At 74.1% G+C, this 23,777-nt stretch carries 25 protein-coding genes and 1 pseudogene; 17 read left to right on the top strand and 9 right to left on the bottom strand.

Annotated features, from left to right (window positions below):
* Nucleotides 1-129 precede the first annotated feature (129 nt).
* Nucleotides 130-1,497: a mycothione reductase gene (locus tag KPL57_RS03810; protein ID WP_226350482.1), complete on the top strand. Its 1,368-nt coding sequence runs from the start codon at nt 130-132 to the stop codon at nt 1,495-1,497.
* On the opposite strand, the gene KPL57_RS03805 is transcribed toward KPL57_RS03810, so the two are convergent.
* On the bottom strand, nt 1,494-2,654 hold the full coding sequence (locus KPL57_RS03805; RefSeq protein ID WP_226350481.1) for a low temperature requirement protein A: 1,161 nt from the start codon (nt 2,652-2,654) through the stop codon (nt 1,494-1,496). The genes KPL57_RS03810 and KPL57_RS03805 overlap by 4 nt on opposite strands.
* 53 nt (nt 2,655-2,707) lie before the next feature.
* On the opposite strand from KPL57_RS03805, the gene KPL57_RS03800 reads away from it, so the two are divergent.
* The 5 genes and pseudogenes from KPL57_RS03800 to KPL57_RS71710 all read left to right on the top strand — a co-directional run.
* On the top strand, nt 2,708-3,862 hold the full coding sequence (locus KPL57_RS03800; protein WP_226350480.1) for a low temperature requirement protein A: 1,155 nt from the start codon (nt 2,708-2,710) through the stop codon (nt 3,860-3,862).
* A 16-nt stretch (nt 3,863-3,878) separates the two neighbouring features.
* Nucleotides 3,879-4,367 carry a carboxymuconolactone decarboxylase family protein gene (locus KPL57_RS03795; RefSeq protein WP_226350479.1) on the top strand — a complete coding sequence of 163 codons (489 nt, stop codon included), beginning with the start codon at nt 3,879-3,881 and terminating at the stop codon, nt 4,365-4,367.
* A 12-nt stretch (nt 4,368-4,379) separates the two neighbouring features.
* Complete coding sequence (locus KPL57_RS03790; protein ID WP_226350478.1) at nt 4,380-4,718, top strand: GNAT family N-acetyltransferase; 339 nt, start codon at nt 4,380-4,382, stop codon at nt 4,716-4,718.
* The gene (locus KPL57_RS03785) at nt 4,715-5,683 is read left to right on the top strand and encodes a pirin family protein (RefSeq protein WP_226350477.1); all 969 of its coding nucleotides are present in this window, start codon (nt 4,715-4,717) and stop codon (nt 5,681-5,683) included. The genes KPL57_RS03790 and KPL57_RS03785 overlap by 4 nt, the downstream gene beginning before the upstream one ends.
* A 108-nt stretch (nt 5,684-5,791) precedes the next feature.
* Nucleotides 5,792-6,538 (top strand): annotated as a pseudogene (locus KPL57_RS71710) (DUF222 domain-containing protein); the annotation flags it as partial.
* A 624-nt stretch (nt 6,539-7,162) separates the two neighbouring features.
* Here the strand turns inward: KPL57_RS71710 and KPL57_RS71705 are convergent.
* Nucleotides 7,163-7,324, bottom strand: coding sequence for a hypothetical protein (locus tag KPL57_RS71705; RefSeq protein ID WP_374203659.1), 162 nt, complete (start codon nt 7,322-7,324; stop codon nt 7,163-7,165).
* Nucleotides 7,325-7,625: 301 nt separating this feature from the next.
* Between KPL57_RS71705 and KPL57_RS03770 the strand changes: the two genes are divergently transcribed.
* A complete protein-coding gene (locus tag KPL57_RS03770) occupies nt 7,626-8,378 on the top strand; it encodes an SGNH/GDSL hydrolase family protein (RefSeq protein ID WP_226350476.1) in 753 nt (250 codons plus the stop codon).
* Between the two features lie 105 nt (nt 8,379-8,483).
* Here the strand turns inward: KPL57_RS03770 and KPL57_RS03765 are convergent, their stop codons facing one another.
* Genes KPL57_RS03765 through pdhA form a run of 3 tightly spaced genes read right to left on the bottom strand, consistent with a single transcriptional unit; the run spans nt 8,484 to nt 11,937 of the window.
* A complete protein-coding gene (locus KPL57_RS03765) occupies nt 8,484-9,890 on the bottom strand; it encodes a dihydrolipoamide acetyltransferase family protein (protein WP_226350475.1) in 1,407 nt (468 codons plus the stop codon).
* Entirely contained in the window at nt 9,887-10,855 is a 969-nt protein-coding gene (locus KPL57_RS03760; RefSeq protein WP_226350650.1) for an alpha-ketoacid dehydrogenase subunit beta, read from the bottom strand. Before KPL57_RS03760 ends, KPL57_RS03765 begins: the two co-directional genes overlap by 4 nt.
* A 23-nt stretch (nt 10,856-10,878) precedes the next feature.
* Nucleotides 10,879-11,937 carry a pyruvate dehydrogenase (acetyl-transferring) E1 component subunit alpha gene (pdhA, locus tag KPL57_RS03755; protein WP_374203655.1) on the bottom strand — a complete coding sequence of 353 codons (1,059 nt, stop codon included), beginning with the start codon at nt 11,935-11,937 and terminating at the stop codon, nt 10,879-10,881.
* A 166-nt stretch (nt 11,938-12,103) separates the two neighbouring features.
* Between pdhA and KPL57_RS03750 the strand changes: the two genes are divergently transcribed.
* Nucleotides 12,104-12,538 (top strand): Lrp/AsnC family transcriptional regulator, encoded by a 435-nt coding sequence (locus KPL57_RS03750; RefSeq protein WP_226350474.1) that lies wholly within the window; start codon nt 12,104-12,106, stop codon nt 12,536-12,538.
* Here the strand turns inward: KPL57_RS03750 and KPL57_RS03745 are convergent.
* Genes KPL57_RS03745 through paaZ form a run of 3 tightly spaced genes read right to left on the bottom strand, consistent with a single transcriptional unit; the run spans nt 12,535 to nt 16,581 of the window.
* Nucleotides 12,535-13,194: a DsbA family oxidoreductase gene (locus KPL57_RS03745; RefSeq protein ID WP_226350473.1), complete on the bottom strand. Its 660-nt coding sequence runs from the start codon at nt 13,192-13,194 to the stop codon at nt 12,535-12,537. The two genes, KPL57_RS03750 and KPL57_RS03745, sit on opposite strands and share 4 nt — an antisense overlap.
* Nucleotides 13,195-13,231: 37 nt before the next feature.
* Nucleotides 13,232-14,551, bottom strand: a complete 1,320-nt coding sequence (paaK, locus tag KPL57_RS03740) for a phenylacetate--CoA ligase PaaK (RefSeq protein WP_226350472.1) — start codon at nt 14,549-14,551, stop codon at nt 13,232-13,234.
* Nucleotides 14,551-16,581 carry a phenylacetic acid degradation bifunctional protein PaaZ gene (paaZ, locus tag KPL57_RS03735; RefSeq protein WP_226350471.1) on the bottom strand — a complete coding sequence of 677 codons (2,031 nt, stop codon included), beginning with the start codon at nt 16,579-16,581 and terminating at the stop codon, nt 14,551-14,553. The genes paaK and paaZ overlap by 1 nt, the downstream gene beginning before the upstream one ends.
* Nucleotides 16,582-16,738: 157 nt before the next feature.
* Between paaZ and KPL57_RS03730 the strand changes: the two genes are divergently transcribed.
* From KPL57_RS03730 to KPL57_RS03720, 3 genes are read left to right on the top strand one after another with little or no spacing between them, the layout of a single operon-like run.
* Nucleotides 16,739-17,557 carry an enoyl-CoA hydratase/isomerase family protein gene (locus KPL57_RS03730; protein ID WP_226350470.1) on the top strand — a complete coding sequence of 273 codons (819 nt, stop codon included), beginning with the start codon at nt 16,739-16,741 and terminating at the stop codon, nt 17,555-17,557.
* Nucleotides 17,554-18,150, top strand: a complete 597-nt coding sequence (locus tag KPL57_RS03725) for a TetR/AcrR family transcriptional regulator (protein WP_226350469.1) — start codon at nt 17,554-17,556, stop codon at nt 18,148-18,150. Before KPL57_RS03730 ends, KPL57_RS03725 begins: the two co-directional genes overlap by 4 nt.
* Complete coding sequence (locus KPL57_RS03720; protein ID WP_226350468.1) at nt 18,147-18,548, top strand: GNAT family N-acetyltransferase; 402 nt, start codon at nt 18,147-18,149, stop codon at nt 18,546-18,548. Before KPL57_RS03725 ends, KPL57_RS03720 begins: the two co-directional genes overlap by 4 nt.
* 52 nt (nt 18,549-18,600) lie before the next feature.
* Here the strand turns inward: KPL57_RS03720 and KPL57_RS03715 are convergent, their stop codons facing one another.
* Nucleotides 18,601-18,954, bottom strand: a complete 354-nt coding sequence (locus tag KPL57_RS03715) for a hypothetical protein (RefSeq protein ID WP_226350467.1) — start codon at nt 18,952-18,954, stop codon at nt 18,601-18,603.
* 143 nt (nt 18,955-19,097) lie between these two features.
* Here KPL57_RS03715 and paaA point away from each other — a divergent pair, with 143 nt between their 5' ends.
* From paaA to KPL57_RS03685, 6 genes are read left to right on the top strand one after another with little or no spacing between them, the layout of a single operon-like run.
* Complete coding sequence (paaA, locus tag KPL57_RS03710) at nt 19,098-20,045, top strand: 1,2-phenylacetyl-CoA epoxidase subunit PaaA (protein ID WP_226350466.1); 948 nt, start codon at nt 19,098-19,100, stop codon at nt 20,043-20,045.
* A complete protein-coding gene (gene paaB, locus KPL57_RS03705; protein ID WP_226350465.1) occupies nt 20,042-20,410 on the top strand; it encodes a 1,2-phenylacetyl-CoA epoxidase subunit PaaB in 369 nt (122 codons plus the stop codon). The genes paaA and paaB overlap by 4 nt, the downstream gene beginning before the upstream one ends.
* Nucleotides 20,407-21,285, top strand: a complete 879-nt coding sequence (gene paaC / locus KPL57_RS03700) for a 1,2-phenylacetyl-CoA epoxidase subunit PaaC (protein WP_226350464.1) — start codon at nt 20,407-20,409, stop codon at nt 21,283-21,285. The genes paaB and paaC overlap by 4 nt, the downstream gene beginning before the upstream one ends.
* Entirely contained in the window at nt 21,282-21,770 is a 489-nt protein-coding gene (gene paaD, locus KPL57_RS03695; RefSeq protein WP_226350463.1) for a 1,2-phenylacetyl-CoA epoxidase subunit PaaD, read from the top strand. Before paaC ends, paaD begins: the two co-directional genes overlap by 4 nt.
* Nucleotides 21,770-22,939, top strand: coding sequence for a 1,2-phenylacetyl-CoA epoxidase subunit PaaE (gene paaE / locus KPL57_RS03690; protein ID WP_374203654.1), 1,170 nt, complete (start codon nt 21,770-21,772; stop codon nt 22,937-22,939). The genes paaD and paaE overlap by 1 nt, the downstream gene beginning before the upstream one ends.
* A gap of 11 nt (nt 22,940-22,950) precedes the next feature.
* Nucleotides 22,951-23,727, top strand: a complete 777-nt coding sequence (locus KPL57_RS03685; protein ID WP_226350462.1) for an IclR family transcriptional regulator — start codon at nt 22,951-22,953, stop codon at nt 23,725-23,727.
* The last annotated feature ends 50 nt before the right edge of the window (nt 23,728-23,777 follow it).

Here is a 23,777-nt window from a genome sequence, read left to right as displayed (position 1 = left end):
CCGCCTCCCGCGGGGCGCCGCGCCACCGCCGGGGCCAGAGTGCCAGTACCGCACGCCGACCGCCCGATGGCGGCGGCGTCGTCGCCCCGTCGACGCGCGGGATGCCGCCGGTCTTCCTAGGCTCGGCGGGTGGCCCATCACGATCTCGCAATCGTCGGCACCGGATCCGGGAACATGATCGTCGACGACCGCTTCGACGGTCTCGACGTCGCCCACGTCGAGGCGACCCGGTTCGGCGGGACCTGCCTCAACGTCGGCTGCATCCCGACCAAGATGCTCGCCTACACCGCCGAGGTCGCCGAGACGGTGCGCACGGCGTCGTCCTACGGCGTGGACGCCCGGATCGACCGGATCCGCTGGAGCGACATCCGCGACCGGGTCTTCGCCCGGCTCGACCCGATCGGCGAGCAGGGCCGCGACTACCGCCGTGACCACGGCACCGTCTACGACGGCACGGCCCGCTTCACCGGGCCGCGCGCGATGACGGTGGACCTGGCCGACGGCGGCACCGCGGAGTTCACCGCGGACCGGATCGTGCTCGCCGTCGGGGGGCGGCCGGTGGTCCCGCCGCCGGTCGCGGACTCGGGCGTCCCGTTCCACACCTCGGACACGATCATGCGGATCGACGAGCTGCCCGAGCACCTGGCGATCATCGGAGGCGGCTACATCGCGGCCGAGTTCGCGCACGTGTTCGGCGGGCTGGGCTGCGAGGTCACGATCGTCGAGAGCTCCGACACCCTGCTCGGCGGGATGGACGAGACCGTCGTGGAGCGGTTCACCGACGCCGCCCGCGAGCGCTTCACCGTCCACACCGGCCGGACGGTGGAGAAGGTCACCGGCGGCGAGGGCGACGTGCGGCTGCACCTCGACGACGGCACCGAGGTCCGGGCCGACCGGCTGCTCGTCGCGGCCGGGCGCCGTCCGAACTCCGACCGGCTCGACCTGGACCACGCCGGGGTGGACATCGACGACGCCGGCCGCGTCGTCGTCGACGCCCACGGCCGCACCACCGCCGACGGCGTGTGGGCGCTGGGTGACATCTCGACCCCGCACCCGCTCAAGCACGTCGCGAACCACGAGGCCGAGGTCGTCGGGCACAACCTCGCCCACCCCGACGAGCTGCGCGAGGTGGACCACGGGTTCGTCCCGGCCGCGGTGTTCACCACCCCGCAGATCGGCACCGTGGGGCGCACCGAGCAGCAGTGCCGCGAGGAGGGCCTGGAGTTCCGGGTCGGGTTCCACGAGTACGCCGACGTCGCCTTCGGCTGGGCGCTGGAGGAGCAGCGCGGGTTCTGCAAGGTCCTCGTCGCCCCCGACGGCACGCTGCTGGGGGCGCACCTGCTCGGCCCGCAGGCGTCGACGATGGTCCAGCAGCTGGTGCAGGCGATGGTGCTGGGCGTGACCGCGCAGCGTCTCGCCGACGTCCAGTACTGGATCCACCCCGCGCTGACCGAGGTGCTGGAGAACGCGCTGCGCGACGCCGTCGAGGAGGACTAGGCCCGCCGCTCGGCCAGCTCGGTGACCACGGCCAGCCCGACCACCACGGCGAGCACGACCAGCCCGATCACGATCGCGGGCAGGGCGTGCCCGGCGACCAGCGCGACCGCCGCGGCCACGACCAGCACCGCGGCGGCGACGTAGCGCGACCGCCCGACCGTCCCGGTGCGGCCCTGCAGGTAGAGCTTGTTCCCCGCGAGGTAGAGCAGCGGCCCGCCGACCGAGGTCAGCACCAGGGCCGGGGTGTTCTCCGGGTGCGTGAGGTGCAGGTCGATCGCGACCGCGAACAGCACGGCGCCGGCCACCATCAGGCCGTGCGCGTAGGCGAACGCGGCCCGCGCCGCGCGGGTCGACCCGTCACCGGAGCTCGCCCGGGTGCCGTGCCCGGCGAGCGCGAAGTAGGACCACCACAGTGCGACCAGGCCGGCGAACCCGAGCAGGGTGATCACCACCGCGTAGGGGGTCACGACCTCCATCTCCGACAGCGTGAAGCCCATGATCAGGATCGACTCGCCGAGCGCGATGATGAACACCAGCCGGTTGCGCTCGGCGAGGTGCTCCACGTCGGTCGGCCAGTCCTCCAGCGGGGTGTACCCGAGCCCCGGCACCCGGAACTCGAACCGCGGCCCCGCCATGTCGACGGCGACGGCCAGCGCCCAGACGACCAGCCGGGCCACCGGCGGGAGGAACGCGCCGACGACCATCAGCACCGACGCGACGGCGCTCCACACCAGCAGGTTGCGGTAGTTGCGCGCCATGACGTGCCCGCGCGCGCTCACGACGAGGAACAGCGGGCGCCCGATCTGGGCGGCGGCGAAGCACAGCGCGAACAGCAGCCCGGAGTCGCCGAACGCGCCCGGCAGGGCGAGCGCCATCCCCAGCGCCGCCAGCATCAGCCCGGCGTTGAGCATCCGGACCGACGGGCGCGCCGGGTCCAGGTAGTTCATCGCCCAGGCCGAGTAGTTCCACAGCCACCAGACCGCGGCGAACAGCACCGCCGTCTCCAGCGCCCCGAGCGGGGTCAGGTGGTACAGCAGCGTGTGCGAGACCTGGACGATCGCGAACACGTAGACCAGGTCGAAGAACAGCTCGATCGGGGCGACCTCGGAGTCACCCGTCCGGCGCAGCACCCGCGGCCGGGTGTCCGGTGTCGTCATCGATGGGTCCTTCCCCGTGTCGGCGCAGCCGAAGGGTAGTGCGGCGCGCAACGATGGCCGACGTGAACCTCGGCCTGCGTGCGATGCGCCCCCGCGACCCGGACGAGCCCCACCGGGCGGCGAGTCCGCTGGAGCTGTTCTTCGACCTGGTCTTCGTGGTGGCGGTGTCGCTGTCGTCGGCGGCGCTGCACCACTCCGAGTCCGGCGGGCACGTCGGCGCCGGGGTCGGGTCGTATCTGCTGGTGTTCTTCGGCATCTGGTGGGCCTGGATGAACTTCACCTGGTTCGCCTCGGCCTTCGACGTCGACGACTGGCTCTACCGCATCACCACCCTGGTGCAGATGGCCGGGGCGCTGGTGTTGGCCGCGGGGACCCCGTCGGCGATGGCCGGTGAGGGCTACGGCGTGCTCGTCGCGGGCTACGTGGTGATGCGCCTGGCGATGGTCACGCAGTGGCTGCGGGCGGCCCGCTCGCACCCGGAGCTGCGGGTCACGGCGCTGCGCTACGCGGGCGGCATCGTCGTCGTCCAGCTGCTGTGGATCGCCTGGGTGCTCGTGGACCCGCACCCGGTGGGGTTCGTCGTGCTGGCGCTGGCCGAGCTGGCGGTCCCGGTGGTCGCCGAGCGGGCGCGGACGACGCCGTGGCACCCGCACCACATCGCCGAGCGCTACAGCCTGTTCACCCTGATCCTGCTGGGCGAGTCGGTCCTGGCGTCGACGACGGCCGTGGTCGACGCGCTGTCCTCCGCCGAGCACCTCGGCCCGCTGCTGCTGCTCTCGGCGTGCGGGCTCGTGCTGGCCGCGGGCATGTGGTGGGTCTACTTCGCCCGCGACCAGCACGAGCACCTGCGGGCCATGCCGCGGGCGCTGGTGCACGGCTACGGCCACTACCTCGTCTTCGCCGCGGCCGGGGCGTTCTCGGCGGGCATCGAGGTGGCCGTCGACGTCGACACCACCGCGACCGGGCTGTCCGCCGCCGCGGCCGGGGCGACGCTGACCGTGCCGGTCGCCCTGTTCGTCCTCGGGGTGTGGGCGCTCGCGCTGCGCCCCACGCTCACCGCCGGGCGCAGCGCCGCCGTCGTCCTGCTGGCGGTGCTGCTGGGGCTGTCGGCGTTCGCGCCGTTCACCCCGGTCGTCGCCGCGGTGGTGATGGTGGCGGTGGTCGTGACCGTCGAGACAGCACCCGCCCGGAACACCGTCGCCGCGTGACGGGTTCGGAGGTGACATGGGCCGGGTGTGGATCGACAAGCAGACCCCCGAGGTGTTCCGGGCGATGACCGACGTCGTCGCGGTCGTGCGCGAGCGCGCCGCCGCGGCCGGGGTGGACCGGGACCTGCTGGAGCTGGTGAACCTGCGGGTCTCACAGATCAACGGCTGCGAGACCTGCCTGGACACGCACTGGCGGGCGGGGCTCGCGGCCGGGCTGACCCCGCAGCGGATGACGCTGCTCCCGGCCTGGCGCGACAGCGCCCTCTACGACGACCGCGAGCGCGCCGCACTCGGTCTCGCCGAGGCCGTCACCCGGACCGCCGGGACCCACCTCGACGACGACGCCTACGCCGCCGTCCGCGGTGACCTCACCGACGACGAGGTGTCGGTGCTGGTCTGGGCGGCGATCACCATCAACGCGTTCAACCGGGTCTCGATCCTGTCGGCGCACCCCGTCCCCGAGCGCGACGCCGACGGCCGCGTGGTGCGGCGCCGGGCGTCCTGAGAGGCTGAGCACATGTCCGGCGACACCGACGACACCGTGGTCACCCACGACACGGGCCACCACCGATACGAGATCCTGATCGACGGCACCGTGGTCGGCCGGGCCGAGTACGTCGACGACCACGAGCAGCGGATCTTCCACCACACCGAGGTCGACCCGGAGCTGTCCGGGCGCGGGCTCGCGAGCACCCTGGTCCGCTTCGCGCTGGACGACACCCGCGCCGCCGGGCAGCGGATCGTGCCGGTCTGCCCGTACGTGCGGCGCTGGGTGTCGACCCACCAGGGCTACGCCGACATCCTCGACCTGGTGACGCCCGACGCCGTCGCCACCGTCCGGCGGAGGGCGCGGTGAGCAACGTCGAGACCGCGCCGGAGGAGGTCGTCTGCGGGGGCGACGCCGCCGCCGCGGAGCTGGTGACCCCGCGCGACGTGCCGCTGGGCGGGCCGCGCGCGATGACGGTGCGCCGCACGCTGCCGCGCCGTACCCGGTCGCTGATCGGGGCCTGGTGCTTCCTGGACCACTACGGCCCGGACCGGGTCGCCGACACGGGCGGGATGGCCGTGCCGGGGCATCCGCACACCGGGCTGGCGACGGTGTCGTGGCTGTTCAACGGGGAGGTCGAGCACCGCGACACCACCGGCGCGCACGCGATCGTGCGCCCGGGTGAGCTGAACCTGATGACCGCGGGGTCCGGCATCGCGCACTCGGAGTTCTCCACGCGAGGTACCGAGGTGCTGCACGGGGTGCAGCTGTGGCTGGCGCTGCCCGCCGCGCACCGGGACACCGCGCCCCGCTTCGAGCACTACGCGCCGCCCCGGGTGCGGGCCGGGGACGCCGCGCTGCGGGTGTTCCTCGGGTCGCTGGCCGGGTCGACGTCGCCGGTGGAGACGTTCACCCCGCTGCTGGGCGCCGAGGTCGTACTGCCCGCCGGGGCGGCGGTGACGCTCGACGTCGACGCCGGGTTCGAGCACGGCGTGCTGGTCGACGCCGGCTCGGCGCGGGTGTGCGGGACGGCGGCCGCGTCCGCCGAGCTCGTGTACCTCCCGCCGGGCCGGACGACCCTGGACCTGCACGCCGGCGACGACGGCGCCCGCCTCGTGCTGCTCGGCGGGGAGCCGCTGGGCGAGCAGATCGTGATGTGGTGGAACTTCGTCGGTTCCACCCACGACGAGGTCGCGGCCTACCGGGAGCAGTGGCAGGACGAGCGTGCCGCCGGAGGGCGGGACGGTGGGCGCTTCGGGGTGTTCCCGGACGCCTGGGAGTCGACGTTGCCGGCGCCGGAGCTGCCGAACGCGCGGTTGACGCCTCGGGGGTAGGGCGGGGTTCGCGGATCGCGAAACGTGGAGACGTCTCCGCAGGTCAAGGATTCGCAATAGTGAACGGAAACTTGGTTCTCGAACACTAGTTCGAGTATCGTCGATGGTGTGACCGCCACCCAGGAACCACCCGCCCACGCCACCGGCGTGCCCGGCGGCGGGTTCCCCTCCGGTGACCTCACCCTGCTCCGGTTCCTCGTCGAACAAGCCCTCAGCGCCGACACCTGCGCGTGGTCCGAGTCGGAGTTGGTCGACCAGATCCAGGAGATCGAAGCCCTCCAGGCCTCGCTCGCCGCGCTCCAGTCCACCCGGATCCGGGCCTTCGCCCGCTCCCACGTGGAGAACGGCCCGGCCGACCTGGATCCCGAGAAGCTCCACCGCAGCGTGGTCGCCCAGATCCAGCTGGCCTGCCGGGTCTCCACCGCCGAGGCCCGAACCCGGGCGGCGAACGCCCGCGACCTGCACTCCGGGCTCGACCGGATCCGCGGCCTGCACCGAGCCGGCGAGCTCAGCGCCGCGAAGGTGTCCGCGATCGCCGTCGAGTGCCGCGACCTGAACACCACCCAGCGGGCGCGGGTCGACTCCCGGCTCGCCGCCGTCCGCGACCTCACCCGGTACGGCATCGGGCGGCTGCGGGCGATGACCCGGCGTCTGGTCGCCGAGATCGCCCCCGACCGCTTCCGCGCCCGCGTCCACGCCGCCAAGGCCGAACGCCGAGTGACACTGCGCCCGGCACCGGACGCGATGAGCTATCTGACCGCCTACGTGCCGGTCGAGCAGGGCGCCGCATGTCTGGCCGCGCTGCAGAAGGCCTTCGTCGAGGTCCAGGTCGACCCCGAGCCCCTGACCCGCACCCGCGGACAGGTCCTCGCCGACACCCTCGTCGAACGCGTCACCGGACAGGCCACCGCGACGGCGGTGAACCTCGAAGTACAGGTCACCGTGCCCGTGCAGTCCCTGCTCGACCCGCATTCCCCGCTGCCCGCCGAGATCCCCGGGCTCGGACCGGTGCCGGTCGACCTGCTCGCGAACCCCGAGGGCACCAAGTCGCTGCGCAGACTGCTCACCGACCACGGTCTGGTCATCGGCGGCGACTCCCGCAGGCGCACCTTCACCGGGCTCCTCGCCACCCTCGTGAAAGCCCGCGCCGGGAACCGGTGCACCGAGCCCTACTGTGACGCTCCCGTCCGTCACCTCGACCACATCCAGCGGAATGCCGACGGTGGGCGGACGGAGCTGGAGAACGGGCGCGGGGTGTGCGAGTTCCACAACCACGTCCGCGAACAACCCGGCTGGCACGTGGCTCGCGCCCCCGACCGGGGCCGTCGTCACCACCACTCCGACCGGGCACACCTACCGCGGACCGGACTGACGACGATGCTGCTCGCAGACGTCACCCACATCGCATCGACGTCACACCGACCTGCACCGTCGACGACTGAGCCTCGGGGTCCCCGACCAGGGACGTGGTGCGGCGGTTCAGCCCAGGTCGGCGCGCACCACCGGGACGACCCGGCGCAGCTGCTCGAGCAGCAGGTCGGCGTCCCGTCCGTCGCGGGTGACGACGAGGTCGACCCGGCCGATCTCGCCGGACATGTCGACCCGCAGCGAGCGGACCTTCCAGCGGCGCGACCGCAGCATGGTGAGGACCTTGTACAGGCCGTCGTCGGCGTCGGTCAGCAGCAGCGAGACGACGTGACCGTGCTCGGCGGGATCGCTGTCGGTGCTGGTGCGCTCGGCGGTGAGGGCGTTCATCGGATCTCCGGTGTTCGAGGGCGAACGTCAGGATCCGGCCAGGTCCGGCGGGCACGACGTGCCACGCGCCGGCTCCCTGGCTTCAGCCGGCGCGCCGGGTAATGATCCGACCGCGCACGAATCGAGGGTAACAGCCGTCACCACCCCCGGGCAGAGCCGTGGCGATCGCGACGCGGATGCTGACCCCGTGCGGTACGTGGCGATCGGGGACAGCTTCACCGAGGGCGTGGGCGACGAGGACGCGGCGGGCGTCCCCCGCGGCTGGGCCGACCGGGTCGCCGCCGGGCTGGCCGGCGCCTCCGGCGAACCGGTGCACTACGCGAACCTGGCCGTGCGGGGCCGGCTGCTGGCCGACGTCGTCGGGCCGCAGCTCGACGCCGCGCTGGCGCTGGACCCCGCACCGACGCTGATCACGCTCAACGGTGGCGGGAACGACATGCTGCGCCCCCGCACCGACGTCGACGGGCTCGCCGCGCTGACCGCCCGCGCCGTCGACCGCTGCGCGGCGGCGGGGGTCCGGCTGGTGCTGCTCAGCGGCGCCGACCCGTCGGACCGCCTCCCGCTGGGACGGGTCGTCCACCGCCGCGGCGCCGAGCTGTCGGCGACGGTGCGCACGCTCGCCGCCGCCCGCGGGCTCACCTTCGTCGACGTGTTCGGCGACGCCGAGATCCGCAGGCCCGGCTACTGGTCGGACGACCGCCTGCACCTGGGCACGCCCGGGCACCTGCGCGCCGCCGGGCTGGTGCTGGAGGCACTCGGGGTGCGCGGCGCGACGCCCGCGACGACCGTCGCCACGACCCCGCCGACCGGGCCGGCCGCGGGGCTCGCCTACTACCGCGCCCACGTCCTGCCCTGGGTCGGACGACGCCTGCGGGGCCGGTCCTCCGGGGACGGCCGCCCGGCGAAGGCCCCGGCCTGGACGGTCGTCCCGGCGCGCTGAGCTGCGGCGACCCGCGACACCGCGATCACGGAAGCCGCTGGGAGTGCGTTCGGGCAGGTCCCGCAGCGCGTCGAGCCGGTGGTGATCACGCGGCGGCGCTGAGGGTCACAGGTCGGCCAGCGCGGACAGCGGGGACTCGACGGCGTCGGCGACGAACCGCAGGAACCCGCCCGCGGTGCCGCCGTCGCAGACGCGGTGGTCGAACACCAGTGACAGCTGGGTGATCGACCGCGGGACGACCACGCCGTCGACGACCCACGGCCGCGGCAGCACCCGTCCGACGCCCAGCATCGCGACCTCGGGATGGTTGATGATCGCGGCGCTGCCGTCGACGCCGAGCACCCCGTAGTTGTTCAGGGTGAACGAGCCGCGGGTCAGCTCCGCGGCGGTGACCGAGCCGTCCCGGGCGGCCGCGGTGAGCCGACGGATCTCGGTGTCGAGTCCGCGCATCCCGAGGCGGTGGGCGTCGGCCACCGAGGGGACGACCAGGCCACGGTCGGTCTGCGCGGCGATGCCGAGGTGCACCCCGTCGAGGTGCACGATCTCCCCCGCCTGCGTGTCGACCCGGGCGTTGAGCTCGGGGAACCGCGCGAGACCGGCGACGACGAACCGGGCCAGGATCGCGAGCAGCCCGACCGGGCGACCGTCGGCGCCGGCGAGCTGCGGGCGCAGGGCGAGCAGGTCGGTGGCGTCGACGTCGACCCAGGTCGTGGCCTCGGGGATCTCGGCGCGGCTGCGGGTCAGGGTCTCGGCGACGGCGCGGCGGACCCCGCGGAGCGGCACGACCTCGCGCACCGCGAGCCCGGTGCGGGGGTCGCGGTCCGGTGCGATGGCGGTCGTCGCGGCGGGCGGTGCAGCAGCGGCGGGCGGTGCTGCGGCGGGCGGCGCGGCGGCGGGCGGCGCGGCAGCAGGCTCGGCGGCGGCAGCCTCCGCGGCGCGTGCGGCGGCGAGTGCCACGTCGTGGCGCAGCACCATCCCGCCGAGCCCGGTCCCCTCGACCGTCGCGAGGTCGATGCCGTGGTCGCGGGCCAGCCGCCGCACCACCGGCGACTGCACCGGCCGGCGCTCCCCCGGCGCGCGCTCGGCGACGGACGTCGCCGCCGGGACCGCGGGCGCGGCAGCGGGCTCGGGCTCGGGCGAAGCGGCGGGTGCGGCGGCGGGCTCGGGCGCGAGCGCGGGGGCACGCTTCGCGGCCCGGCGACGCCGGCGGGCCCCCTCGTGCCCGCCGGACGTGCCGTACCCGATCAGGACGTTCCCCGACCCGGCGTCCTCGGCGTCCCCGACCGACACCAGCGGCTCCCCGACCCGCAGCGTCTCGCCCTCCGCGCCGTGCCGGGTCAGCACCGTGCCCGCGTACGGCGACGGCACCTCGACCACGGCCTTCGCCGTCTCCACCTCGGCCACGGGCTGGTCGACGCCGACGGTGTCCCCGTCGGCCACGAGCCAGCGGACCAGCTCGGCCTCGGTCAGCCCCTCCCCCAGGTCGGGCAGGGTGAACACCTGCGCGCTCACGCCGCGTCCTCCCAGCCGAGCGAGTCGACGGCGTCGAGCACCCGGTCCACCCCGGGCAGGTGGTGCTGCTCCAGCTTCGGCGGCGGGTAGGGCACGTCGAACCCGGTCACCCGGCGCACCGGCGCCTCGAGGTGGTGGAAGCACCGCTCGGAGACCCGGGCGGCGATCTCCGAGGCGACCGAGGCGAACCCCGGGGCCTCCGCGACGACGACCGCCCGCCCGGTCCGGCGGACCTGCGCGCAGACGGTCTCGTCGTCGAACGGGACGATCGACCGCAGGTCGACCACGCCCAGGTCACGGCCCTCGCGGGCGGCCTCCTCGGCGGCGGCGAGCGCGACCGGGACCGTCGGGCCGTAGGCGATGAGCGTCGCGTCGACCCCGGGGCGGCGGACGACGGCACGTCCGATCGGCGGCACCGGGACGGTCGTGTCCACCTCCTCCTTGGTGAAGTAGTGCTTCTTCGGCTCCAGGAAGACCACCGGGTCCGGGTACTCGATCGCCGCGCGGAGCAGGCCGTGGGCGTCGGCGTTCGTGGCCGGGGCGAGCACGGTCAGCCCGGCGGTGTGGGCGTAGTACGCCTCGGAGGAGTCGCAGTGGTGCTCGACGCCGCCGATCCCGCCGGCGTAGGGCACCCGGATGACCATCGGCAGCCGCATCCGGCCCGAGGTGCGGTTGCCGAATTTCGCGACGTGGCTGGCGATCTGCTCGAACGCCGGGTAGGCGAACGCGTCGAACTGCATCTCGACGACGGGCCGCAGCCCGTTCATCGCCATCCCCACCGCCGTGCCGACGATGCCGGACTCGGCGAGCGGGGTGTCGAAGCAGCGGTGCTCGCCGAACTCGGCGGTGAGCCCGTCGGTGACCCGGAACACCCCGCCGAGCGGGCCGACGTCCTCCCCGAACACGACGACGGTCGGGTCGGCGGCCATCGCCTCGCGCAGTGCCGTGTTGATCGACTGCGCCATGGTGAGCTTCACGGGACCGGTGTTCACGGCATGACCTCCAGCTCGGCGCGCAGCTGGTCGCGCTGCTCGCGCAGCTGCGGGGTGGGGTGGGCGTAGACGTGCGCGAACAGGTCCTCGGGGTCCACCGGGGACTCGGTCGCGATGCCGGTGCGCAGGTCGGCGGCCATCCGCTCGGCGTCGTCGGTGAGAGCGCGCTCGGCGTCGTCGTCGAGCAGGTCGTCGGCGCGCAGCCGGGCGCGCAGGCGTACCAGCGGGTCTCGGACGGCCCAGGAGGCGACCTCGCTCTCGTCGCGGTAGCGGCCCGCGTCGTCGGCGTTGGTGTGGGCCTCCATGCGGTAGGTGTCGGCCTCCACCAGCGTCGGGCCGCCACCGGAGCGGGCCAGGGCGACGGCGTCGTCGAGCACGGTGAGCAGCGCGGGGAGGTCGTTGCCGTCGACCCGAACGCCGGGCATGCCGTAGCCGACCGCCTTGTCCGCGAGGCTGGCGGCGGCGCTCTGCCGGTGCAGCGGCACCGAGATCGCGTACTTGTTGTTCTGCACGAGGAACACCACCGGCGCGCGGAAGACCGCGGCGAAGTTCAGCGCCTCGTGGAAGTCGCCCTCGCTGGTGGCGCCGTCGCCGCAGAGCGCCAGGACGGCGTCGGGCTCGCCCTTGAGCCGCGCCGCGTGGGCGACGCCGACCGCGTGCAGCAGCTGCGTCGCGAGCGGGGTCGCCTGCGGGGCGACGCGGTGGGCGGCGACGTCGTAGCCGCAGTGCCGGTCCCCGCGCAGCATCGTGAGCACCTCGACCGGGTCGACGCCGCGGGCGACGATCGCGGCGGTGTCGCGGTAGGTCGGGAAGAGCCAGTCGCCGTCGGCCAGCACCATCGCCGCGGCCACCTGGCAGGCCTCCTGGCCGCGCGAGGACGGGTACACGGCCAGGCGCCCCTGCCGGACCAGCGCGCCGGCCTGTTCGTTGAGCCGCCGGGCGTGCACCAGGCCGCGGTAGCCGGCGAGCAGCCGGTCCGGCGGCGGGAGCTGCGCGCCGGGCACGGTGGTGCCGTCCGGTTCCAGCAGGCGGACGGTCTCGCGCCGGTCGTCCACGATGACTCCCCTCCGTGCGGACACTGTGCCTCGAGAATGGCGCATGATCCGTACGATCGGCCCGGACCGAGGAGATGACGAGACGATCGGCCCGCAGCACGGCACAGCCCCGGACGAGTGGTCCGGGTCACCGGTGCCCGGCGGGGCCCGGTGAGACGAACGGAGGGTGCCGGTGCTCGACGACATCGACCGGCGGATGGTCGCGGAGCTGCAGCGCGACGGCAGGCTGACCGGGCGCGCGCTGGCCGAGCGCCTGACGATCTCGCGGGCGAACGCCTACGCCCGCCTCGCCCGGCTCGTCGACGACGGCGTGGTCACCGGTTTCACCGTGCTCGTCGACCCGGACAAGGTGGGGCTGCACACCTCGGCGTACGTGACGTTGACGGTGCGCCAGAACAGCTGGCGCGAGCTGCGCGAACAGCTGCGCGCGATCCCCGAGGTCCGGCACATGGCACTGGTCGGCGGGGACTTCGACGTGCTGCTGCTGGTGCGCACCACCGGCAACGACGCACTGCGCAGCGTCGTGCTCGAACGCCTGCAGGCGCTGCCGACGGTCGTGTCGACGCGGACGATCCTGATCTTCGAGGACGAGTCCCGCTAGCTGCGGGCGGGCGTCTCCCGCTCGGCCCAGGCGGTGTCGAGGAGCTGCCGCAGCGCGTCCGCCGGCTGGGCGCCGGCGACGCCGTAGCGGTCGTCGACGACGAGGAAGGGCACCGAGGTGATGCCGAGGCGGCGGGCCAGGTCCTCGTCGGCGCGGACGTCGTCGAGGTACCGGTCGGAGCCGAGCACGGCGCGCACCCCGTCGTCGTCGAGGCCGGCGTCCACCGCGATCCGGGCGAGCGCCCCGGGGTCGCCGATCGGCTCGCCGTCGGTGAACGAGGCCCGCAGCAGCCGGCCCTTCAGCTCGTCCTGCACCGTGGCGCCGCCGGTCTCCCAGGCGTGGTGCAGCAGCCGGTGGGCGTCGACGGTGTTGCCGTGCCGGGCCCGGTCGAAGCGGAACTCCAGGCCGTCCTGCGCGGCGGTGGCGGCGACGCGCTCCTGCATCCGCCGGGCCTCCTCGACGCTCATGCCGTACTTCGACGCCAGGTGCTCGGCGCCGCCGCTGCGCTCGCGGGGTGCTTCCGGCTCCAGCTCGAAGCTGCGCCACCGCAGCGTCACGTCGTCGCGGTGGGCGAATCCGGCCAGCGCGACCTGCAGCCGGGCACGCCCGATCGCACACCACGGGCAGACGACGTCGGACCAGATCTCGAGCTTCACAACCGGCCGCAACCGGCCGGGGCCCCGCCGCATTCCCTCAGCGGCGGTCCTTGAGCCGCTGCAGCTTCCCGACCGAGCGCTCCAGGGTGTCGGGGTCGACGACGTCGCAGGTCACGGAGATGCCGACGGTCTCCTTCACCGCGCGCACGAGCTCCGCGGCGGCCGGGTCGCGGCGGTCGGCGGGCGTGTCGCCGCGGGCCTCCACGCGCACGGTCATCGCGTCGAGCCTGCCCTGGGTCGTCAGCTCCAGCTGGAAGTGCGGCGCGAGCCCGGGCGTGCGGAGCACGATCTCCTCGATCTGGGTCGGGAAGACGTTCACACCGCGCAGGATGATCATGTCGTCGGACCGGCCGGTGATCTTGGCCATCCGCCGCATCTGCGGCCGCGCGGTGCCCGGGAGCAGCGTCGTGAGGTCGCGGGTGCGGTAGCGGATGATCGGCAGCCCCTCCTTGGTGAGGCTGGTGAACAGCAGCTCGCCCTCGGAGCCGTCGGGCAGCGGGGTGCCGTCGGGCGGGTCGACGACCTCGGGCAGGAAGTGGTCCTCCCAGATGTGCAGGCCGTCCTTGGTCTCCACGCACTCCTGCGAGACACCGGGTCCCATGACCTCGGACAGGCCGTAGATGTCGACGGCGTGGATGCCGGCCCGCTCCTCGATCTCGGCGCGCATCTGCTCGGTCCACGGCTCGGCGCCGAAGATCCCGACCTGCAGGCTCGTCGACCGGGGGTCGACGCCCTGGCGCTCGAACTCGTCGAGCAGGGTGAGCATGTAGCTCGGGGTCAGCATGATGACCTCGGGCTCGAAGTCGCCGATGAGCTGCACCTGGCGCGGGGTCATCCCGCCGGAGACGGGGATGACGGTCGCGCCCAGCTTCTCCGCGCCGTAGTGCGCGCCGAGCCCGCCGGTGAACAGGCCGTACCCGTAGGCGACGTGCACGCGGTGGCCGGGGCGCCCGCCCGCGGCCCGGATCGACCGGGCGACGAGCCCGGCCCACCGGTCGAGGTCGCCCGCGGTGTAGCCGACGACGGTCGGGCGGCCCGTGGTGCCCGACGACGCGTGGATCCGCGCGATCCGCTCGCGCGGCACCGCGAACATGCCGAACGGGTAGGTCTCCCGCAGGTCGGCCTTGGTCGTGGTCGGGAACTTCGCGATGTCGGCGAGCTCGCGGCAGTCGTCGGGGTGCACGCCGTGCTCGTCGAACTTCGCGCGGTAGTGCGGCACGTTGTCGTAGGCGTGCCGCAGCGACCACTGCAGACGCTCCAGCTGCAGCGCGCGCAGCTCGTCGACCGACATCCGCTCCGCGGGGTCCAGCAGCTCGGCCGGGGGCGCGTCGCCCGGGCGCTTCGTGGCGGTCGTCATCACGCGTCCTTCTTCGCGACGAGGGTGAGCACGTCGTAGCGGGCGACGGACTCGCCGTCCTGCCGCGTGACGTCGGCGTCCCAGCGGACCTCGCCGTAACCGGCGGACTCGCGCGGGGTGAGCTGCTTGCAGGTCAGGGTCACGGTGAGCTCGTCGTCGAAGCGGACCGGGGTGAGGAACCGCAGTCCGTCGACGCCGAAGTTCGCGAGCACCGGGCCCGGGTCCGGGTCGACGAACAGGCCCGCGGCCAGCGAGACGACCAGGTAGCCGTGCGCGACGCGCTGCCCGAACAGCGGGTTCGCCGCGGCGGCGGCCTCGTCCATGTGCGCGTAGAACGTGTCGCCGGTGAACTCGGCGAAGTGCTCCACGTCCTCCCGGGTCACCCGGCGCGGGCCGGCGACCAGGCAGTCGCCGGGGCGCAGCTCCTCGAGATGCTTGCGGAACGGGTGCACGTCGGTGGTGTGGCGCTGCGCGCCGGTGACCCAGCGGCCGGTGATCGCGGCGAGCGAGTCGGGGTCGGCCTGGACCGCGGTGCGCTGCATGTGGTGGAACACCCCGCGCACGCCGCCCATCTCCTCGCCGCCGCCGGCGCGGCCCGGGCCGCCGTGGACGAGCTGCGGCAGCGGCGACCCGTGCCCGGTGGACTCGCCAGCGTCGCGGGCGTTGAGCACGTGCACGCGGCCGTGGAACGGCGCGACGCCGAGCACGACCTCGCGGACGAACCCGGGGTCGGCGGAGACGACGGACCCGGCGAGCGAGCCCTGGCCGCGGGCGGCGTAGTCGATCAGCTGCTCGGTGGTGTCGTAGGGCAGCACGGTCGACACCGGGCCGAACGCCTCGACCTCGTGCGGCTCGGCGCGGTCCGGGTCACCGACCAGCAGCAGCGGGGAGACGAACGCGCCACGGTCGGCGTCGGCGCCGGTCACCTCGACGCGGTCTGGGTCGCCGAACACGATCCGGCCGGCGTCGCGCAGGGCCTTCACGCTGCGGCGGACCTCCTCGCGCTGGTCGAGGCTCGCAAGCGCCCCCATCCGGACGCCCTCGGCGCCGGGGGCGCCGACCACGACCCTCGCGAGCCGCGCGGTGACGGCCTCGACGACGGCGTCGACGTGTGCGCGCGGCACGAACGCGCGCCGGATCGCGGTGCACTTCTGCCCGGCCTTGACCGTCATCTCGGTGGTCAGGGCCTTCACGAACAGGTCGAACTCCTCGGTGCCGGGCGTCGCGTCCGGGCCGAGCGCGGCCAGGTTCAGCGAGTCGGCCTCGGCGGAGAACCGCACGGAGTTCCGGACGATCCCGGGGTGGCTGCGCAGGGTCTGCGCGGTCGACGCCGAGCCGGTGAAGCTCACCAGGTCCTGCCCGGTGAGGTGGTCGAAGGTGTCGCCGATCGAGCCGGCGACGAACTGCACCGACCCCTCGGGCAGCAGGCCGGAGCCGATGATCAGCTCGGCGAGCTCCGCGGTGAGGAACGCCGTCGGAGACGCGGGCTTGATCAGCGTCGGGACGCCCGCGAGGAAGGCCGGGGCGAGCTTCTCCAGCGGGCCCCAGACGGGGAAGTTGAACGCGTTGACCTGCACCGCGACCCCGTGCAACGGGGTGAGCACGTGCTGGCCGAGGAACGTCCCGCCCCGGCCGAGCGGCTCGACGTCGCCCTCGACGTGGATCGTGTCGTTGGGCAGCTCGCGCTTCGCCTTGGAGGCGTAGGCGAGCAGGACGCCGATGCCGCCGTCGACGTCGAACTTCGAGTCGCCGAGGGTGGCGCCGGTCCGCGCGGAGACGTCGTAGAGCTGCTCGCGGTGCTCGCGCAGGTGCTGCCCGAGCGCCTTCAACAGGGCGGCACGCTGGTGGAAGGTGAGCTCGCGCAGCGCGGGCCCGCCGGTCCGCCGCCCGTACTCCAGCGCCCCGGCGAGGTCGAGGCCGTCGGAACAGATGCGGGCGACCTCCTCGCCGGTCACCGCGTCGTACAGCGGGCGGCCCTCGCCGCTCCCGGTCTGCCAGGTACCGGAGAGGTGACTGCGGAGCAGGGTCATCGGCGAGCCTCCGTCGCGCTTCGTCGTCGCGGGTCAGCGATTGAACCGACCGTTCGTTCGGGCGAACCTAGCACCGGTCCACAGAACCGCACCAGGGTCCGTCCGGACGCCGGCAGGACGGGAGACCGATCGTTCGGTCGGCCGCTAGGCTCACCGGATGACCTCCCCCGCCACCGGCACCGATCCCGCCGTCCTCGTGACCCGCGACGAGACCGACCCGTCGGTCGCGGTGGTCACGCTGAACCGGCCCGCGAAGTACAACGCGCTCACCGTCGAGCTCAAGGAGGCGCTGCTCCCCGCGGTCGTCGAGGTCGCCGGGGACGAGTCCGTGCGCGCGATCGTGCTGACCGGCGCGGGGAAGGCGTTCTGCGTCGGGCAGGACCTGGGCGAGCACGCCGCGGCGCTCGACGCCGACCCGGTCGACGCCCTGGGCACCGTGCGCCGGCACTACAACCCGCTGATCCGCGCGCTCAACGAGGCACCGAAGCCGGTGGTCGCCGCGATCAACGGGCCCTGCGTGGGCGCCGGGCTCGGCATCGCGCTGGCCACCGACCTGCGGATCGCCGCGGAGGGGCTGAAGTTCGCGACCGCGTTCACCGGGATCGGGCTGTCCACCGACAGCGGCCTCGCGGCGTCGCTCGCGCACGCCGTCGGCGTCTCCCGGGCGACCGAGCTGGTGCTGCTGAACGAGCAGTTCACCGCCGAGGACGCCCGCAACTGGGGCCTCGTGCGCGACGTCGTCCCGGCCGACCAGGTCCTCGGCACCGCGCTGGAGCTCGCGCGCCGGCTGGCCGCCGGACCCACCCGCGCCTACGCCGAGGTGAAGGGCGCGCTGCGCTTCGGCGCGGTCAACGAGCTCCCCGCCGTCCTGGAGTACGAGGCCGACGCCCAGGTCCGGCTCTCGACCACGCGCGACCACCAGCAGGCCGTGAGCGACTTCCTCGCGAAGAAGAAGCCCGTCTTCGAGGGCCGATGAGCTCGCCGGTCAAGCGGGCCCGGCGACCCAGCGGCGGCCGCGACGCGCTGCTCGAGACCGCGGTCGGGGAGTTCATCGACCGCGGCTACGACGCGACGTCGATGGAGGACCTCTCGCGGGCCGCCGGGATCACGAAGTCGTCGTTCTACCACCACTTCGCGGGCAAGGAGGCGCTGCTGCGCGCGGCGCTGGAACGCGCTGTCGACGGACTGTTCGGCGTGCTCGACCTGCCCGAGGCCCGCACCGGCTCCCCCGCCGACCGGCTGCGGGTGATCGTCGCCGCGCAGGTCAGGGTGCTGATGGCCGAGCTCCCGTACGTCACCCTGCTGCTCCGGGTCCGCGGCAACACCGAGACCGAGCGCTGGGCGCTGGAACGCCGCCGTGCGTTCGACGCGGCCGTGCGAGCCCTGGTCCGCGACGCCGTCGACGCCGGCGAGGTCCGCTCCGACGTCGACCCCGCCCTGGCCGCACGGCTGCTGTCCGGCACGATCAACTCGATCGTCGAGTGGTACCGCCCCGGCCGCCCCGGGACCGCCACCCTGCCCGAGGACGTCGTCCGCGCCGCGTTCGCCGGCATCGTCCCGGCGCCGTGACCGACGTCCGGGTCCGCGTCCGCCCCGAGGTCGACGACGTCGCGCTCTCCGCGCTGCACGCCGCCGGGTTCGACGAGACCCCACGCCTGCGACGCTGGTCCGCCCAGCTCGCCGCACACAGCCTGAGCTGGCTCGACGCCCGCGACGGCGACGCGCTCGCCGGGTTCGTCAACCTCGCCTGGGACGGCGACCGGCACGCGTTCCTGCTCGATCTCGTCGTCGCCGACGGGTACCGCCGCCGCGGGATCGGCCGGGCGCTGGTCGCCGGGGCCGTGGAGCAGGCCACCGCGGCGGGCTGCACCTGGCTGCACGCCGACTTCGCCCCCCACCTGACCCCCTTCTACCGCTCCTGCGCCCTCCCCCCTACCGACGCCGGCCTCCTGCGCCTGCACCGCTGAGCAGTCGATCAGCACGTTCTCGCCCGTGACGGGGCGGAAACGTGCTGATCGATCACGCGTGACCGCCTCGGGACGTCAGGCGGCGGCGAACCTCGACGGCCAGGAGGTCGGGGTGGGCCAGCCCGAGCGCGACCACGACCTCCACCGGTACCCCGCGCGGTGCGCAGTCCGCCCCCAGCATCTCGGCCGCGGCCCAGCCGCCCAGCGCGGCCCGCCCGGTCCCGGCTCCGATCGCCCCGACCGCGACCGCCCCGGCCTCGCACCGCAGTAGGAAGGTGTCCGGGACGTGCGCGGCGACGAACACCCCGCGCACGACCGGACGGAACCGGGGCCCCCGCAGCTGCTTCGAGGTGACCACCCCGGCGCGCACCGCCGCAGTGCCGAGGAACGGTCGCGTGAGATCCATGCCCCTTGGACCGCCCCACCCACCGCCCGGTTCCTCCGGAGTCCCGGCCCGGCACCGACCACCGCGCGGGGGCCGGGGTTGCGGGATCCCCCGCTCATCCGCCACACTCGTAGCCGAACGAACATTCGGTACGGAGGTGTCCAGTGACGAGCACCGCGCCATCCCCGGCGGAGCTGGAGGAGCGGTTCGACGCGACGATCGCGGCGGACCAGCGGATCGAGCCGCGGGACTGGATGCCCGAGGCCTACCGCAGGAGCCTGATCCGGCAGATCGCCCAGCACGCGCACTCGGAGATCATCGGGATGCAGCCGGAGGGCAACTGGCTGCTGCGTGCGCCGTCGTTGCGGCGCCGGGCGATCCTGCTGGCCAAGGTGCAGGACGAGGCCGGCCACGGCATGTACCTCTACGCGGCCGCCGAGACCCTCGGCGTCGACCGCGAGGAGCTCACCGAGAAGCTGATCGACTCGAAGCAGAAGTACAGCTCGATCTTCAACTACCCGACGCTGTCCTGGGCGGACATCGGCGTCATCGGGTGGCTGGTCGACGGCGCGGCGATCGCGAACCAGGTCCCGCTGTGCCGCTGCTCCTACGGGCCCTACGCCCGGGCGATGATCCGCATCTGCAAGGAGGAGTCGTTCCACCAGCGCCAGGGCTACGAGTCGCTGCTCGCCCTGACCGCGGGGACCGAGGCGCAGAAGCGCATGGTCCAGGAGTCGGTGGACCGCTGGTGGTGGCCGTCGCTGATGATGTTCGGCCCGGCCGACGGCGACTCCCCCAACACCCACCAGTCGATGGCCTGGGGCATCAAGCGCCACACCAACGACGAACTGCGCCAGCGCTTCGTCGACATGACCGTCCCGCAGGCGGCGGTGCTGGGCGTCACGCTGCCCGACCCGGACCTGCGCTGGAACGACGAGCGGCAGGCGCACGACTTCGGCGAGCCGGACTGGTCGGAGTTCACCGCCGTGGTCTCCGGGGCGGGGCCGGCGAACCGGCAGCGGCTGGACCACCGCCGTCGCGCGCACGAGAACGGGGCGTGGGTGCGCGAGGCGGCGCAGGCCTACGCGGAGAAGCAGGAGGCACGGGGATGAGCGAGCAGGACATGACCGCCGAGGGCGGCCACGGCGCCGTCCCGACGACGGGTGTCGAGACCGGGCAGGGCGAGAAGCCGAGCCGTCGCGCCTGGCCGCTCTACGAGGTGTTCGTCCGCGGCAAGCGCGGGCTCAACCACGTCCACGTCGGGTCGCTGCACGCCGCGGACGACGAGATGGCCCTGCACAACGCGCGCGACGTCTACACCCGCCGCAACGAGGGCGTGAGCATCTGGGTGGTCCGTGCCGACGCGATCACCGCGTCCAGCCCGGACGAGAAGGACCCGTTCTTCGCCCCGAGCGGGGACAAGGTCTACCGGCACCCGACGTTCTACGCGATCCCGGAGGAGGTGCCGCACCTGTGAGCGGCTCCGTCTACGACGGCCTGACCGAGGAGGGCGACGACCCGCGCTGGGCGTTCGGGTCGGGGTTCGAGGACAGCGAGGCGGACATCGTCGCGCCGGTTCCCGCGGGCACCGATCCGGCGGACCTCGCGGAGTACTGCCTGATGCTCGGCGACGACGCGCTGGTCCTGTCCCACCGGCTGACCGAGTGGGTCTCGAACGCCCCCGAGCTGGAGGAGGAGGTCGCGCTCGCCAACACCGCGCTCGACCTGCTCGGCCAGGCCCGGGTGCTGCTGTCGCGCGCCGGGCACCTGACCGGCCGCGACGAGGACGCGCTGGCCTACTGGCGCGAGGTGTCGGAGTTCCGCTGCGTCGGGCTCGTCGAGCCGTCCGACGACCTGGACTTCGCCCGCGCCATCGCCCGGCTGCTGGTGTTCTCCACCTGGCGGCTCGCGCTGCTGCACCGGCTCACGGACTCCGCCGACCCGGTGGTCGCCGCCGTCGCCGCGAAGGGGGTCAAGGAGGTCACCTACCACCGTGACCACGCCGCGCGCTGGACGCTGCGCCTCGGCGACGGCACACCGGAGTCGCACCGGCGCATGCAGGACGCGCTGGAGTGGGTGTGGCCGCACCTCGGCGAGCTGTTCCGCACCACCGACACCGAGCGACGCCTGGTCGCCGCCGGTGTCGCCGTCGACCCGGCGGACACCCGCGAGGAGGTCGACGCCGTCCTCGCGCAGGTGATCGGGCGCGCCACGCTGACCGTGCCGCAGGTCCCGCCGACCGGCACGATCGGGGGCCGCGGCGGCCGCCAGGGCGTGCACACCGAGAAGCTGGAGCCCGCGCTCGTCGTGCTGCAGAGCCTCGCGCGCCGGCACCCCGGGGCGTCCTGGTGAGCGGGGCGGGCGGGGTCGTCGCGCAGGTCGTCGACCCCGAGATGCCGATGCTCACCCTCGACGACCTCGGCGTGATCCGCTCGGTGTCCGAACAGGACGACCGCGTGACGGTCACGATCACCCCGACCTACTCCGGGTGCCCGGCGATCGAGGAGATGCGCGCGGACATCCGCGGCGCGCTCACCGCGGCCGGGTACGGGCGAGTCGAGGTGCGGACTGTGTTCTCTCCCGCGTGGAGCACGGACTGGATCAGCGAGGCCGGGCGGCGCAAGCTCGCCGAGGCCGGCGTCGCGCCGCCCGGGAGCGCCCCGCGGACGGGCGGACCGATCCCGCTGACGCTGGACGCGCCGTCGACGGTCGTGCCCTGCCCGCAGTGCGGGTCCCGGGCGACCGAGGAGCTGTCGCGCTTCGGCCCGACCGCGTGCACCGCGCTGCGGCGGTGCACCACCTGCCGTGAGCCGTTCGAGCACATGAAGGAGATCTGATGAGCGAGCGGCGCGCGGCGGCGTGGCAGGCCCGGGCCAACCAGGCGTACGGCCGGACGACGCTCGCCCTGGACGACGAGATCGAGGCCCTGCTGGCCGGGGACGACGCGCTGCCCGCCGGCTTCCACCGGCTCGTGGTGACCGAGGTCGACCGGCTGTGCGACGACGCCGTCGCCGTCACCTTCGACGTCCCCGAGGACCTGCGCGGGCACTACGACTTCCGGCCCGGCCAGTACCTGACCCTGCGGAAGGACACCGCCGACGGCGAGGAGCGCCGGTCGTACTCGATCTGCTCCGCCGCCGGGACCGCGCCGCGGGTGGGGGTGCGCCGGGTCGACGGCGGCCTGTTCTCCGCCTGGCTGGTCGACGAGGTGGCCCCGGGCGACGTCGTCGAGGTCGGCCCGCCCGCCGGGTCGTTCACCCCGGAGCTGACCGCGGGCACGCACCACGGTCTCGTCGCCGCCGGGTCCGGGATCACCCCGGTGCTGTCGATCGCGGCGTCCCTGCTGGCCGCGCACGACGACACCCGCGTCACCCTCGTCTACGGCAACCGACGGACCGACACGGTGATGTTCACCGAGGAGATCGCCGACCTGAAGAACCGCTACGGCCCGCGGCTGCACCTGCTGCACGTGCTCTCGCGCGAGCCCACCGAGGCCGAGATCGTCAACGGCAGGCTGGACGCCGACCGGCTGCGGCTGCTGTTCACCGCGCTGGTCGACACCGCCGACGTCGACGACTGGTGGCTGTGCGGCCCGCTCGGCATGACCGAGTCCGCGGTCGCGGTGCTCGGTGAGCTGGGCGTCGAGCGGCGCCGGGTGCACCGCGAGCTGTTCTACGTCGACGAGCCGCCGCCGGAGGTCGACCGCCACGAGCCCGAGCCGGACGGCGACGGCGCGCAGGTCACGGTCGTCCTCAACGGACGGTCGACGACGCTGGCCGTCCCGGCGGGCGAGTACGTCCTCGACGCCGCCCAGAAGGTCCGCGGCGACCTGCCGTTCGCCTGCAAGGGCGGGGTGTGCGGGACGTGCCGGGCGAAGGTGACCGACGGCGAGGTGACCATGCGGCGCAACTACGCGCTGGAGGACGACGAGGTCGCCGCCGGGTTCGTCCTCACCTGCCAGTCCCGCCCGGTGACCGACACCGCCACGGTCGACTACGACGCCTGATACTGGCGGGCATGACCACGTCGCGTCGCGGCCACCCGGTGGGACCGACCGGGTCGGTCGTGGTGCGCGCGCTCGGCCTGCTCGACGCGTTCGGTCCCGACCGGCCCGCGCTGTCGCTCAGCGACCTCGCCCGGCACGCCGACGTCCCGTTGTCGACCGCGCACCGGCTCGTCGCCGACCTGGCGGCGTGGGGCGCGCTGGAACGTGACGACGAGGGCCGCTACCGGATCGGGCTGCGCGTCTGGGAGCTCGGCGCGCTCGCCCCGCGCGGGCAGGCGCTGCGCGAGACGGCGCTGCCGTTCCTGGAGGACCTGTCCCGGGTCACCCGGGAGAACGTGCAGCTCGCGGTGCGCGAGGGCGCCGAGGTGGTGTTCGTCGAGCGGCTCGCCGGGTCCGGCGCGGTCCCGGTGCAGACCCGGGTCGGGGGGCGTTTCGCGCTCACCGCGACCGGGGTCGGTCTGGTGCTGCTCGCGCACTCGCCGCCGGAGCTGCAGGACGAGGTGCTGGGCGCGCGGATCGAGCGCTACACCCCGTTCACGGTGACCGACCCGCAGCGGATGCGCCGCATGCTCGCCGACGTCCGCCGCGACGGCCACTCGGTCAGCGACCGGCAGGTCACCGACGACGCGCTGTCGGTCGGCGCCCCCGTCTCCGACGCCCGCGGCCAGGTCGTCGCGGCCGTCTCGCTCGTCGTGCGGCACGGCAGCGTGTCCGCCCGCGCGCTCGCCCCGCTGGTGCGCACCACCGCCGCCGGGATCAGCCGCGCGCTCAGCACCACCACGCGCTGAAACCCTTCCATTCTCCGGAAGGGACGTACGGCGCGGCCCCCGTCGCCCCG

It is taken from the genome of Pseudonocardia sp. ICBG601, from assembly GCF_020496245.1.
This window is presented reverse-complemented; position numbering and strand designations above follow the sequence as displayed.